Genomic DNA, 13,208 nt, shown 5'->3' with positions numbered 1-13,208 from the left:
GCAACCGTGGCTTCCACGAACGACCTCAAGAACGGCCTGGTGCTCAAGCTCGAAGGCGGCCAGCTCTGGTCCGTCGTCGAGTTCCAGCACGTCAAGCCCGGCAAGGGCCCCGCCTTCGTGCGCACCAAGCTCAAGAACGTGCTCTCCGGCAAGGTCGTCGACAAGACCTTCAACGCCGGCGTCAAGGTCGAGACGGCCACTGTCGACAAGCGCGACATGCAGTTCTCGTACATGGACGGCGAGTACTTCGTCTTCATGGACATGGAGACCTACGACCAGCTGATGGTCGACCGCAAGGCCGTCGGCGAGGCCGCCAACTTCCTCATCGAGGGGTTCACCGCCACCGTCGCGCAGCACGAGGGCGAGGTGCTCTTCGTCGAGCTGCCGGCCGCCGTCGAGCTCGTCGTCCAGGAGACCGAGCCGGGCCTGCAGGGCGACCGCTCCACCGGCGGCACCAAGCCCGCCACCCTGGAGACCGGTCACCAGATCCAGGTCCCGCTCTTCATCACCACCGGTGAGAAGATCAAGGTCGACACCCGTACCAGCGACTACCTCGGCCGGGTGAACAGCTAACCGTGGCTGCCCGCAACACGGCCCGCAAGCGCGCCTTCCAGATCCTCTTCGAGGGCGACCAGCGCGGCGCCGACGTGCTGACCGTCCTCGCGGACTGGATCCGGCTCTCCCGGAACGACACCCGGCAGCCGCCGGTGAGCGAGTACACGATGCAGCTGGTCGAGGGCTACGCCACGCAGGCGAAGCGGATCGACGAGCTCATCGCGCAGTACTCGGTCGGCTGGACGCTCGACCGGATGCCGGTCGTGGACCGCAACATCCTGCGCCTGGGCGCCTACGAGCTGATCTGGGTGGACGAGGTCCCGGACGCCGTCGTGCTCGACGAGATGGTGCAGCTGGCGAAGGAGTTCTCCACGGAGGAGTCGCCCGCGTTCGTCAACGGTCTGCTCGGCCGGCTCAAGGAGCTGAAGCCCTCCCTGCGCCGCGACGAGGCGTAGAAGGCGGTACATCGCCAGGGGGCCCGCAGCGTGACCGCTGCGGGCCCCCTGGCGTTCCCGCACCGCACTGGCGTCCGAAGGGCGCAGAAAGCCGCCGGGGTGGCCGGAACCGTGAAGTTCCGGCCACCCCGGCGGCACGTTTCTGCTGTGGTGCGGTGGGGCTCAGCCCTCCTCGTGAGCCACCGCGCGGCGCGCGTCGGCGTCGAGCACGCCCCAGCTGATCAGCTGCTCGGTCAGGACCGAGGGCGACTGGTCGTAGATGACGGCGAGTGTGCGCAGGTCGTCCTGGCGGATCGACAGCACCTTGCCGTTGTAGTCACCGCGCTGCGACTGGATCGTGGCCGCGTAGCGCTGCAGGGGGCCGGCCTTCTCGGCCGGGACGGTGGCCAGCCGCTCCAGGTCCAGGACCAGCTTCGGCGGGGGCTCCGCCGCGCCGCCGGGCGTGGTGCCCGGAAGCAGCTCCTGCACGGGAACGCCATAGAAATCCGCCAGTTCGGCAAGGCGCTGTACGGTCACCGCGCGGTCACCGCGCTCGTACGACCCGACCACGACCGCCTTCCAGCGTCCCTGGCTCTTCTCCTCGACACCATGGAGGGAAAGGCCCTGCTGGGTGCGGATGGCCCGGAGCTTGGCCCCGAGCTGTTTGGCGTATTCGCTGGACATATAGCTCCCCGGACACTGGGTCGACGCGGCTGCGGATGTTCCGCCGCCGCGCGTCTGGTAACTCACTGTGAGGTTACGCAGCGTGATTCTCCTGCGTCAAGCCGAATGGTCCACACCGACTCTTCCGTGGTGGCGGTGGCCGATTAGGCCAGGGGGGTGATCAGGGGAGTCGCGCGGGCCTGCTACCGTGGATGGCGCAAATCCGACGTCCTTTAAGGTCCGTCCCGTGAGGCGGAGAAGGGGGTCCGTTTCGTATGGACAAGCACGACACGCACGGCTCCGATGCCCGGCCCGTTCTGGAGGGCCCCGACATCGCGCGGGTACTGACCCGCATCGCCCACGAGATCGTCGAGCGCGCCAAGGGCGCCGACGACGTGGTGCTCCTCGGCATTCCGACCCGGGGCGTCTTCCTCGCCCAGCGGCTCGCCGCCAAGCTCGAGGAGATCACCGAACGCAAGATCCCGGTCGGCTCCCTCGACATCACCATGTACCGCGACGACCTGCGGATGCACCCGCCGCGCGCGCTGGCCCGCACCGAGATCCCCGGTGACGGCATCGACGGCAAGCTGGTCGTCCTCGTCGACGACGTGCTCTTCTCCGGCCGTACCGTCCGGGCCGCCCTGGACGCCCTGAACGACGTCGGGCGCCCGCGCGCGGTCCAGCTCGCGGTCCTCGTCGACCGTGGGCACCGCGAACTGCCCATCCGCGCCGACTACGTCGGCAAGAACCTCCCCACGTCGCTGCGGGAGACGGTCAAGGTCCAGCTCGCCGAGGAGGACGGTCGGGACACCGTGCTGCTCGGTGCGAAGCAGACCCCGTAGCGGCCGCTGGGCACGCGCCCTTTCGGCGTGCCCTGGTCTGCCCGGAATCTCCCGAATCCCGAATTGCCTTACGGAGCCTGACAGATGCAGCGTCATCTCATCTCGGCCGCCGACCTCACCCGCGACGACGCCGTCCTGATCCTCGACACCGCCGAGGAGATGGCCCGGGTCGCGGACCGGCCGATCAAGAAACTGCCGACCCTGCGCGGCCGTACGATCGTCAACCTCTTCTTCGAGGACTCCACGCGCACGCGTATCTCCTTCGAAGCCGCCGAGAAGCGCCTCTCGGCGGACGTGATCAACTTCACCGCCAAGGGCTCCAGCGTCTCCAAGGGCGAGTCCCTGAAGGACACCGCCCAGACGCTGGAAGCCATGGGCGTCGATGCCGTCGTCATCCGGCACGGCGCCTCCGGGGCCCCGTACCGCCTCGCCAACTCCGGCTGGATCGACGCCGCCGTCATCAACGCCGGCGACGGCACCCACCAGCACCCCACGCAGGCCCTGCTGGACGCCTTCACCATGCGCCGCCGCCTCGTCGGCCGGGACGCCGGGCTCGGTCAGGACCTGGCCGGCCGGCGCATCACGATCGTCGGCGACGTCCTGCACAGCCGGGTCGCCCGCTCCAACGTCGACCTGCTGCACACCCTCGGCGCCGAGGTCACCCTGGTCGCCCCGCCCACCCTGGTGCCGGTCGGCGTCGAGACCTGGCCCTGCGAGGTGTCGTACGACCTCGACTCCACCCTCACCAAGTCCGACGCGGTGATGATGCTGCGCGTCCAGCGCGAGCGCATGAACGCCGCCTTCTTCCCGACCGAGCGCGAGTACTCGCGACGCTACGGTCTCGACGGCGACCGCATGGCGCGGATGCCCGAGCACGCCATCGTGATGCACCCCGGCCCGATGGTCCGCGGCATGGAGATCACCGCCGAGGTCGCCGACTCCGACCGCTGCACCGTCGTCGAGCAGGTCGCAAACGGAGTCTCCATCCGGATGGCCGTCCTGTACCTGCTGCTCGGTGGCAACGAACCCGCCGTCACCCACGCCCGTATCGAGGAGAAGTAAGTCACATGAGCAAGATCCTGATCCGTGGTGCGAAGGTGCTCGGCGGCGAGGCGCAGGACGTCCTGATCGACGGCTCCGTCATCGAGGCGGTCGGCACGGGGCTGTCCGCCGAGGGTGCCGAGGTCGTCGAGGCCGACGGCAAGGTCCTGCTGCCGGGCCTGGTCGACCTTCACACCCACCTGCGCGAGCCCGGCCGCGAGGACTCCGAGACCGTGCTGACCGGCACCCGCGCCGCGGCGAGCGGCGGCTTCACCGCCGTGTTCGCCATGGCCAACACCTTCCCGGTCGCCGACACCGCCGGCGTCGTCGAGCAGGTCTACCGGCTCGGCCAGGAGCACGGCTACTGCGACGTGCAGCCCATCGGCGCCGTCACCGTCGGCCTGGAGGGCAGGAAGCTCGCCGAACTCGGCGCCATGCACGAGTCGGCCGCCGGCGTCACCGTCTTCTCCGACGACGGCAAGTGCGTCGACGACGCCGTGATCATGCGGCGGGCGCTGGAGTACGTGAAGGCCTTCGGCGGTGTCGTCGCCCAGCACGCGCAGGAGCCGCGGCTGACCGAGGGCGCCCAGATGAACGAGGGCATCGTCTCCGCCGAGCTGGGGCTCGGCGGCTGGCCCGCGGTGGCCGAGGAGTCGATCATCGCCCGGGACGTCCTGCTCGCCGAGCACGTCGGCTCCCGCGTGCACATCTGCCACCTCTCCACCGCCGGGTCCGTCGAGATCGTCCGCTGGGCCAAGTCCCGCGGCATCGACGTCACCGCCGAGGTGACCCCGCACCACCTGCTGCTCACCGACGAGCTGGTGCGCACCTACAACCCGGTCTACAAGGTCAACCCGCCGCTGCGCACCGAGCGCGACGTGCTCGCCCTGCGCGAGGCGCTGGCCGACGGCACGATCGACATCGTCGCCACCGACCACGCCCCGCACCCGCACGAGGACAAGGACTGCGAGTGGGCCGCGGCCGCCATGGGCATGGTCGGCCTGGAGACCGCGCTGTCGGTGGTGCAGGAGACCATGGTGGACACCGGGCTCCTCACCTGGGCCGGAGTCGCCGAGCGCATGTCCTTCAAGCCGGCCGCGATCGGCGGGGCGAAGGGCCACGGGCGTCCCGTCTCGGCTGGTGAGCCCGCCAACCTCACGCTCGTCGACACGGCATACCGTGGGTCGGTGGACCCCGCGGGCTTCGCCTCGCGCAGCCGCAACACCCCGTACGAGGGGCGTGAGCTGCCGGGCCGTGTGACGCACACGTGGCTGCGGGGCAAGGCCACGCTCGTCGACGGGAAGCTCACGTGACACCTGTAATCCTGCTGGCCGCCGAGAAGAAGTCGGCCGAGGTCACCGACTGGGCCGCGCGCATCGGCTGGCTCGTCGGGCTCGCGCTCTTCGTCGCGCTCGTCTACTGGCTGATGCGCGAGGGCTGGAAATGGCGCGGCACGCTCCAGGGCGACCTGCCCGAGCTGCCCAGCGCGCCGGACGAGCCCGGCGAGGCCAGACTGACGATGAGCGGCCGCTACCACGGCTCCACCACCGCCGGTCAGTGGCTCGACCGCATCGTGGCGCACGGCCTCGGCACCCGCAGCCGGGTCGAGCTCACGCTGACGGACGCGGGCCTGGACGTCGTACGCCCCGGGGCGAGCGACTTCTTCGTCCCGGCGGCGCGACTGCGCGAGGCCCGGCTGGACAAGGGCATCGCCGGCAAGGTGCTGACCGAGGGCGGCCTGCTCGTGGTGACCTGGCAGCACGGCGAGCGGCTGATCGACTCCGGCTTCCGCTCCGACCACGCGGCCGAGCACACGGAGTGGGTCGACACCCTGAACCAGATGATCAACAAGACGGAAGGCGCACGATGACAACCTCCACCAGGGGAGCCAGCAGGACTCCCGCCGTACTCGTCCTGGAGGACGGCCGGATCTTCCGCGGCCGTGCCTACGGGGCCGTGGGGGTGACCTTCGGCGAGGCGGTCTTCTCGACCGGCATGACCGGCTATCAGGAGACCCTGACCGACCCCTCGTACCACCGCCAGGTCGTCGTGATGACCGCCCCGCACGTCGGCAACACCGGCGTGAACGACGAGGACCCGGAGAGCAAGCGCATCTGGGTCGCCGGATACGTCGTGCGCGACCCCGCGCGCGTGCCGTCCAACTGGCGCTCGCGCCGCCCGCTCGACGACGAGCTGCGCCACCAGGGCGTCGTCGGCATCTCCGGCATCGACACCCGCGCGCTCACCCGCCACCTGCGCGAGCGCGGCGCCATGCGCGTCGGCATCTTCTCCGGCAACGCCCTGCCCGACGAGGGCACCATGCTCGCCGAGGTCCGCCAGGCCCCCGAGATGAAGGGCGCCGACCTCTCCGCCGAGGTCGCCACCAAGGAGGCGTACGTCGTCCCGGCGATCGGTGAGAAGAAGTTCACCGTCGCCGCCGTCGACCTCGGCATCAAGGGCATGACCCCGCACCGGATGGCCGAGCGCGGCATCGAGGTGCACGTCCTGCCCGCCACGGCCACCGCCGAGGACGTCTTCGCCGTCGAGCCCGACGGCGTGTTCTTCTCCAACGGCCCCGGCGACCCGGCCACCGCCGACCACCCGGTCTCCGTGATGCGGGCGGTCCTGGAGCGCGGCACCCCGCTGTTCGGCATCTGCTTCGGCAACCAGATCCTGGGCCGCGCGCTGGGCTTCGGCACCTACAAGCTCAAGTACGGCCACCGCGGCATCAACCAGCCGGTGCAGGACCGCACCACCGGCAAGGTCGAGGTCACCGCGCACAACCACGGCTTCGCCGTGGACGCCCCGCTCGACCAGGTCTCCGAGACCCCCTACGGCCGTGCCGAGGTCTCCCACGTCTGCCTCAACGACAACGTGGTGGAGGGCCTGCAGCTCCTCGACCGCCCGGCCTTCAGCGTCCAGTACCACCCCGAAGCGGCAGCCGGCCCGCACGACGCCGCCTACCTGTTCGACCGCTTCGTATCCCTGATGGAGGGCCAGCGTGCCTAAGCGCACCGATATCCAGTCCGTCCTGGTCATCGGCTCCGGCCCGATCGTCATCGGCCAGGCCGCCGAGTTCGACTACTCCGGCACCCAGGCGTGCCGCGTCCTGAAGTCCGAGGGTCTGCGCGTGATCCTCGTGAACTCCAACCCGGCGACGATCATGACCGACCCGGAGATCGCCGACGCCACCTACGTCGAGCCGATCACCCCGGAGTTCGTCGAGAAGATCATCGCCAAGGAGCGCCCCGACGCCCTGCTGCCCACCCTGGGCGGCCAGACGGCCCTCAACACGGCCATCTCCCTGCACGACAACGGCGCCCTGGAGAAGTACGGCGTCGAACTGATCGGCGCCAACGTGCAGGCGATCCACAAGGGCGAGGACCGCGACCTGTTCAAGGAGGTCGTGGAGGAGGTCCGCAGGAAGATCGGGCACGGCGAGTCCGCCCGCTCCGTCATCTGCCACTCCATGGACGACGTCCTCGCGGGCGTCGAGACCCTCGGCGGCTACCCGGTCGTCGTCCGCCCGTCCTTCACCATGGGCGGCGCCGGCTCCGGCTTCGCCCACGACGAGGAGGAGCTGCGTCGCATCGCCGGGCAGGGCCTGACCCTCTCGCCGACCACCGAGGTGCTCCTGGAGGAGTCCATCCTCGGCTGGAAGGAGTACGAGCTGGAGCTGATGCGCGACAAGCACGACAACGTCGTGGTCGTCTGCTCCATCGAGAACTTCGACCCCATGGGCGTGCACACCGGCGACTCGATCACCGTGGCGCCCGCGATGACCCTGACCGACCGCGAGTACCAGGTGCTGCGCGACGTCGGCATCGCGATCATCCGCGAGGTCGGCGTCGACACCGGCGGCTGCAACATCCAGTTCGCGGTCAACCCCGAGGACGGCCGGGTCATCGTCATCGAGATGAACCCGCGCGTGTCGCGCTCCTCGGCCCTCGCCTCCAAGGCCACCGGCTTCCCGATCGCCAAGATCGCCGCCAAGCTCGCCGTCGGCTACACCCTCGACGAGATCCCGAACGACATCACGCAGGAGACCCCGGCCTCCTTCGAGCCCACGCTCGACTACGTGGTCGTCAAGGCCCCCCGCTTCGCCTTCGAGAAGTTCCCGCAGGCCGACTCCACGCTGACCACGACCATGAAGTCGGTCGGCGAGGCCATGGCCATCGGCCGCAACTTCACCGAGGCCTTCCAGAAGGCGCTGCGCTCGCTGGAGAAGAAGGGCAGCCAGTTCACCTTCGTCGGCGAGCCCGGCGACAAGGAAGAGCTGCTGCGCGCGTCGGTGCGGCCCACCGACGGCCGGATCAACACCGTCATGGGGGCCATTCGTGCGGGCGCCACGCCCGAGGAGGTCTTCGAGTACACCAAGATCGACCCTTGGTTCGTCGACCAGCTCTTCCTCATCAAGGAGATCGCGGACGAGCTGGCCGAGGCGCCCGAGCTGACGTCCGAACTGCTCGCCGAGGCCAAGCGGCACGGCTTCTCCGACCAGCAGATCGCCGAGATCCGCGGCCTGCGCGAGGACGTCGTGCGCGAGGTGCGGCACGCGCTGGGCATCCGCCCGGTGTACAAGACGGTCGACACCTGCGCTGCCGAGTTCGCCGCCCGGACGCCGTACTTCTACTCCTCCTACGACGAGGAGACCGAGGTCGCGCCTCGCGAGAAGCCCGCGGTCATCATCCTGGGCTCCGGCCCCAACCGCATCGGCCAGGGCATCGAGTTCGACTACTCGTGCGTCCACGCCTCCTTCGCGCTGAGCGACGCGGGCTACGAGACGGTGATGGTCAACTGCAACCCCGAGACCGTCTCCACCGACTACGACACCTCCGACCGCCTGTACTTCGAGCCGCTGACGCTGGAAGACGTGCTGGAGATCGTCCACGCCGAGCAGCAGGCCGGTCCGGTGGCGGGCGTGATCGTGCAGCTGGGCGGCCAGACCCCGCTGGGCCTGTCGCAGGCGCTCAAGGACAACGGCGTGCCGATCGTGGGCACCTCCCCGGAGGCCATCCACGCCGCCGAGGACCGCGGAGCCTTCGGCCGCGTGCTCGCCGAGGCCGGCCTGCCGGCCCCCAAGCACGGCACCGCCACCACCTTCGCCGAGGCCAAGGCCATCGCCGACGAGATCGGCTACCCGGTCCTGGTGCGGCCGTCGTACGTCCTCGGCGGGCGCGGCATGGAGATCGTCTACGACGAGACCCGCCTCGCGTCCTACATCGCCGAGTCGACCGAGATCAGCCCCTCCCGGCCGGTCCTCGTCGACCGCTTCCTCGACGACGCCATCGAGATCGACGTCGACGCCCTCTACGACGGCACCGAGCTCTACCTCGGCGGCGTCATGGAGCACATCGAGGAGGCCGGCATCCACTCCGGCGACTCGGCGTGCGCGCTGCCGCCGATCACCCTGGGCGGCTTCGACATCAAGCGGCTGCGGGCCTCCACGGAGGCCATCGCCAAGGGCGTCGGCGTGCGCGGCCTGATCAACATCCAGTTCGCGATGGCCGGGGACATCCTCTACGTCCTGGAGGCCAACCCGCGCGCGTCCCGCACCGTGCCCTTCACCTCGAAGGCGACCGCGGTGCCGCTGGCGAAGGCCGCCGCCCGCATCTCGCTCGGTGCCACCGTCGCCGAACTGCGGGCCGAGGGCCTGCTCCCGGCGACCGGCGACGGCGGCGAGCTGCCGCTCGACGCGCCGATCTCCGTCAAGGAGGCGGTCATGCCGTGGTCGCGCTTCCGCGACGTCCAGGGCCGCGGCGTCGACACGGTCCTCGGTCCGGAGATGCGCTCCACCGGCGAGGTCATGGGCATCGACGCCGTCTTCGGCACGGCCTACGCCAAGTCGCAGGCCGGCGCCTACGGCCCGCTGCCCACCAAGGGCCGCGCCTTCATCTCGGTCGCCAACCGCGACAAGCGGTCGATGATCTTCCCCGCGCGCGAGCTGGTCGCCCACGGCTTCGAGCTGATGGCCACCTCCGGCACCGCCGAGGTCCTCAAGCGCAACGGCATCAACGCCACCGTCGTGCGCAAGCAGTCCGAGGGCACCGGCCCGAACGGCGAGAAGACCATCGTCCAGCTCATCCACGACGGCGAGGTCGACCTCATCGTCAACACCCCGTACGGCACCGGAGGCCGCCTCGACGGCTACGAGATCCGTACGGCGGCCGTGGCGCGCTCGGTCCCGTGCCTGACGACGGTCCAGGCGCTCGCCGCAGCCGTCCAGGGCATCGACGCCCTCAACCACGGTGACGTGGGAGTGCGTTCGCTCCAGGAACACGCCGAACACCTGACCGCGGCCCGCGACTAGCAGCCGACAGGGGGACACCGGAAACGGTGTCCCCCTCGTCGTGAGGACACCATGTACAAGATCTTCTTCAACCTCGTCTTCCGGCGCATGGACCCGGAGGCGGCGCACTACCTGGCCTTTCGCTGGATCCGCCTCGCCGCCCGCGTCCCCGTGCTGCGCACCTTCGTCGCCGCCGCCCTCGCGCCCCGTCACAAGGAGCTGCGCACCGCGGCCTTCGGGCTGCGCATGCACGGCCCGTTCGGGCTGGCCGCGGGCTTCGACAAGAACGCCGTGGCCATCGACGGCATGTCGATGCTCGGCTTCGACCACGTCGAGATCGGCACCGTCACCGGGGAGGCCCAGCCCGGCAACCCGAAGAAGCGGCTGTTCCGCCTGGTGCCGGACCGGGCGCTGATCAACCGGATGGGCTTCAACAACGAGGGCTCGCTGGCCGTCGCGGCCCGCCTGGCCTCCCGCGAGCCGGTCTTCAGGACGGTCGTGGGCGTCAACATCGGCAAGACCAAGGTCGTCCCGGAGGAGGAGGCCGTCGGCGACTACGTGAAGTCGACCGAGCGGCTCGCGCCGTACGCCGACTACCTGGTCGTGAACGTCTCCTCCCCGAACACGCCCGGGCTGCGCAACCTGCAGGCCACGGAGGCCCTGCGGCCGCTGCTGAGCGCCGTCCGCGAGGCCGCCGACCGCACGGTGACCACGCGCCGGGTGCCGCTCCTGGTCAAGATCGCGCCGGACCTCGCCGACGAGGACGTCGATGCCGTCGCCGACCTCGCCGTCGAACTCGGCCTGGACGGGATCATCGCCACCAACACCACCATCGCGCGCGAGGGGCTCGGTCTGACCTCCGACCCCGCTGTGGTGAAGGAGACGGGCGGGCTCTCCGGCGCACCGCTCAAGGCACGCTCCCTGGAGGTGCTGCGCCGTCTCTACGCGCGCGTGGGCGACCGCATCACCCTGGTGGGCGTCGGCGGCATCGAGAACGCCGAGGACGCCTGGCAGCGCATCCTCGCCGGCGCCACGCTCGTGCAGGGCTACAGCGCGTTCGTCTACGAGGGGCCCTTCTGGGGCCGAGCCATCCACAAGGGCCTCGCCGCGCGCCTGCGCACGAGCCCGTACGCCACCCTCGCCGACGCGGTCGGCGCCGACGTGAGGAAGTCCGCATGAGCGTTCTCGAACCCTTCGGCACCCGTCTGCGCCGCGCCATGGACGCCCGCGGCCCGCTGTGTGTCGGCATCGACCCGCACGCGTCCCTGCTCACCGAGTGGGGCCTGAACGACGACGTGGCCGGCCTGGAGCGGTTCAGCCGCACGATGGTCGAGGCGGTGGCCGACCGGGTCGCCGTCCTCAAGCCGCAGAGCGCCTTCTTCGAGCGCTTCGGCTCACGCGGCGTCGCCGTCCTGGAGAAGACGGTCCAGGAGGCGCGCGCGGCCGGGGCGCTGGTCGTGACGGACGCCAAGCGCGGTGACATCGGCTCCACCATGGCCGGGTACGCCGAGGCGTTCCTGCACAAGGACTCCCCGCTGTTCTCGGACGCGCTGACCGTCTCGCCGTACCTGGGCTACGGATCGCTCAGCCCGGCCGTCGCCCTGGCCCGCGAGAGCGGCACGGGCCTGTTCGTGCTCGCCCTGACCTCCAACCCGGAGGGCGGCGAGGTCCAGCACGCGGTGCGCCCGGACGGCCGGAACGTCGGCGCGACGATCCTGGCCCACCTGGCGGCCGAGAACGAGGGGGAGGAGCCGTTGGGCTCCTTCGGCGCCGTCGTCGGCGCCACGCTGGGCGACCTGTCCTCCTACGACCTGGCGATCAACGGCCCGCTTCTGGCGCCCGGCGTCGGCGCCCAGGGGGCCACTCCGGCCGACCTTCCGAAGGTCTTCGGGGCCGCCGTGCGCAACGTCGTGCCGAACGTCAGCCGGGGCGTGCTCCGGCACGGACCCGACCTCGCTGCGCTGCGCGCTTCCGCGGACCGTTTCGCCGAGGAGATCCGGACGGCGCTGGCCGGCGTGTGAGGTGTACCACGTCAAGGGCCCCCGAGACGGCCGCATGAGGCGTTCATGACGGCCGTCTGCGGCGTTCCAGAAGGTCGCGGGAGTCTTCCAACAGGTGTTCGGGAGCCCGCTTGAGTCTGAATACATCCTCAAATCCAGGGCATTATGTCCTAAATGTCCGGCCTGGCGGAGGCTGACCAGGACTTTTCCGCTGTTCTCGCTGACTCTGGCGGACTTGACCGCTAGTCTCCGACGAGAGTCAAAGGGCAAGCGTGTTGCTCGTGGCTCCCCAGGTGTGGGGCGACTAGGTTCCTCACCGGTCCGTATCCGACAGTTCGACATCCGAGGTGACGTAGGCGTGGCTCTTCCGCCCCTTACCCCTGAACAGCGCGCAGCCGCGCTCGAAAAGGCCGCCGCGGCTCGCCGGGAGCGGGCCGAGGTCAAGAATCGACTCAAGCACTCCGGCGCCTCCCTGCACGAGGTCATCAAGCAGGGCCAGGAGAACGACGTCATCGGCAAGATGAAGGTCTCCGCGCTGCTCGAGTCCCTGCCGGGCGTGGGCAAGGTCCGCGCCAAGCAGATCATGGAACGACTCGGCATCTCCGAGAGCCGCCGGGTTCGCGGCCTCGGCTCCAACCAGATCGCTTCCCTGGAGCGTGAGTTCGGCAGCACCGGTTCCTGACTCCGGGACCTCCGGACCGGGAGTCCCGGGCACACCGGGATTGCTGGAATAATCGCTGCATGGCTGCAACATTCCGGGGGACGACCCCCGAGCCCCCGGACGTACGTCCGCGGCTGACCGTGCTCTCCGGCCCCTCCGGGGTCGGCAAGAGCACGGTCGTCGCCCATATGCGCAAGGAACACCCCGAGGTCTGGCTCTCGGTGTCGGCGACGACCCGCAAGCCCCGCCCCGGCGAGAAGCACGGCGTCCAGTACTTCTTCGTCACCGACGAGGAGATGGACAAGCTGATCGCCAACGGCGAGCTGCTGGAGTGGGCCGAATTCGCCGGCAACCGCTACGGCACGCCGCGCGCGGCCGTCCTGGAGCGGCTGGAGGCGGGGGAGCCCGTCCTGCTGGAGATCGACCTCCAGGGCGCCCGGCAGGTGCGCGAGTCGATGACCGACGCCCAGCTGGTGTTCCTGGCGCCTCCCTCCTGGGAGGAGCTCGTGCGCCGGCTCACCGGGCGTGGCACCGAACCGCCCGAGGTGATCGAGCGTCGCCTCGACGCGGCGAAGGTCGAACTGGCCGCCGAGCCGGAGTTCGACGTGACCCTGGTCAACACCTCCGTCGAGGACGTGGCTCGCGAGCTGCTAGCCTTGATGGATGTTCTGTGATCGCACGTGATGTGATCACGACCGATCTTTTCCCATCCATCGGAAGGTA

General features: G+C 70.1%; 13 protein-coding genes. 12 read left to right on the top strand and 1 reads right to left on the bottom strand.

Features of this window, described 5'->3' with window-relative positions; translation table 11 throughout:
- The first annotated feature begins 6 nt into the window (after positions 1–6).
- Together efp and nusB are read left to right on the top strand one after the other, a co-directional pair.
- Entirely contained in the window at positions 7–573 is a 567-nt protein-coding gene (gene efp / locus LN251_RS00985) for an elongation factor P (RefSeq protein WP_458242668.1), read from the top strand.
- Between the two features lie 2 nt (positions 574–575).
- Entirely contained in the window at positions 576–1,010 is a 435-nt protein-coding gene (nusB, locus tag LN251_RS00980) for a transcription antitermination factor NusB (protein WP_058926510.1), read from the top strand.
- A gap of 162 nt (positions 1,011–1,172) precedes the next feature.
- On the opposite strand, the gene bldD is transcribed toward nusB, so the two are convergent.
- The gene (gene bldD / locus LN251_RS00975) at positions 1,173–1,673 is read right to left on the bottom strand and encodes a transcriptional regulator BldD (RefSeq protein WP_007829306.1); all 501 of its coding nucleotides are present in this window, start codon (positions 1,671–1,673) and stop codon (positions 1,173–1,175) included.
- 254 nt (positions 1,674–1,927) lie between these two features.
- Between bldD and pyrR the strand changes: the two genes are divergently transcribed.
- From pyrR to gmk, 10 genes are all read left to right on the top strand, one after another.
- Complete coding sequence (gene pyrR / locus LN251_RS00970) at positions 1,928–2,494, top strand: bifunctional pyr operon transcriptional regulator/uracil phosphoribosyltransferase PyrR (RefSeq protein WP_458242667.1); 567 nt, start codon at positions 1,928–1,930, stop codon at positions 2,492–2,494.
- A gap of 84 nt (positions 2,495–2,578) precedes the next feature.
- On the top strand, positions 2,579–3,556 hold the full coding sequence (locus LN251_RS00965; RefSeq protein WP_142150447.1) for an aspartate carbamoyltransferase catalytic subunit: 978 nt from the start codon (positions 2,579–2,581) through the stop codon (positions 3,554–3,556).
- Positions 3,557–3,561: 5 nt separating this feature from the next.
- The gene (locus tag LN251_RS00960; RefSeq protein WP_249835902.1) at positions 3,562–4,848 is read left to right on the top strand and encodes a dihydroorotase; all 1,287 of its coding nucleotides are present in this window, start codon (positions 3,562–3,564) and stop codon (positions 4,846–4,848) included.
- Positions 4,845–5,405, top strand: a complete 561-nt coding sequence (locus LN251_RS00955; protein WP_458242666.1) for a PH-like domain-containing protein — start codon at positions 4,845–4,847, stop codon at positions 5,403–5,405. Before LN251_RS00960 ends, LN251_RS00955 begins: the two co-directional genes overlap by 4 nt.
- On the top strand, positions 5,402–6,544 hold the full coding sequence (gene carA, locus LN251_RS00950; protein ID WP_362988665.1) for a glutamine-hydrolyzing carbamoyl-phosphate synthase small subunit: 1,143 nt from the start codon (positions 5,402–5,404) through the stop codon (positions 6,542–6,544). The genes LN251_RS00955 and carA overlap by 4 nt, the downstream gene beginning before the upstream one ends.
- Positions 6,537–9,845: a carbamoyl-phosphate synthase large subunit gene (gene carB, locus LN251_RS00945; protein WP_458242665.1), complete on the top strand. Its 3,309-nt coding sequence runs from the start codon at positions 6,537–6,539 to the stop codon at positions 9,843–9,845. The genes carA and carB overlap by 8 nt, the downstream gene beginning before the upstream one ends.
- Positions 9,846–9,896: 51 nt before the next feature.
- On the top strand, positions 9,897–11,003 hold the full coding sequence (locus LN251_RS00940; RefSeq protein WP_458242664.1) for a quinone-dependent dihydroorotate dehydrogenase: 1,107 nt from the start codon (positions 9,897–9,899) through the stop codon (positions 11,001–11,003).
- Positions 11,000–11,845: an orotidine-5'-phosphate decarboxylase gene (gene pyrF / locus LN251_RS00935; protein WP_458242663.1), complete on the top strand. Its 846-nt coding sequence runs from the start codon at positions 11,000–11,002 to the stop codon at positions 11,843–11,845. The genes LN251_RS00940 and pyrF overlap by 4 nt, the downstream gene beginning before the upstream one ends.
- A 337-nt stretch (positions 11,846–12,182) precedes the next feature.
- Positions 12,183–12,506, top strand: coding sequence for an integration host factor (locus tag LN251_RS00930; RefSeq protein ID WP_003977346.1), 324 nt, complete (start codon positions 12,183–12,185; stop codon positions 12,504–12,506).
- Between the two features lie 59 nt (positions 12,507–12,565).
- Positions 12,566–13,159 carry a guanylate kinase gene (gene gmk / locus LN251_RS00925; protein ID WP_058926519.1) on the top strand — a complete coding sequence of 198 codons (594 nt, stop codon included), beginning with the start codon at positions 12,566–12,568 and terminating at the stop codon, positions 13,157–13,159.
- Positions 13,160–13,208: the final 49 nt, after the last annotated feature.

The sequence above is a fragment of the Streptomyces sp. MAI_2237 genome, assembly GCF_054189285.1.
Note: the sequence above shows the minus strand (reverse complement) of the source record. Positions and strands in the feature narration are given on the sequence as shown.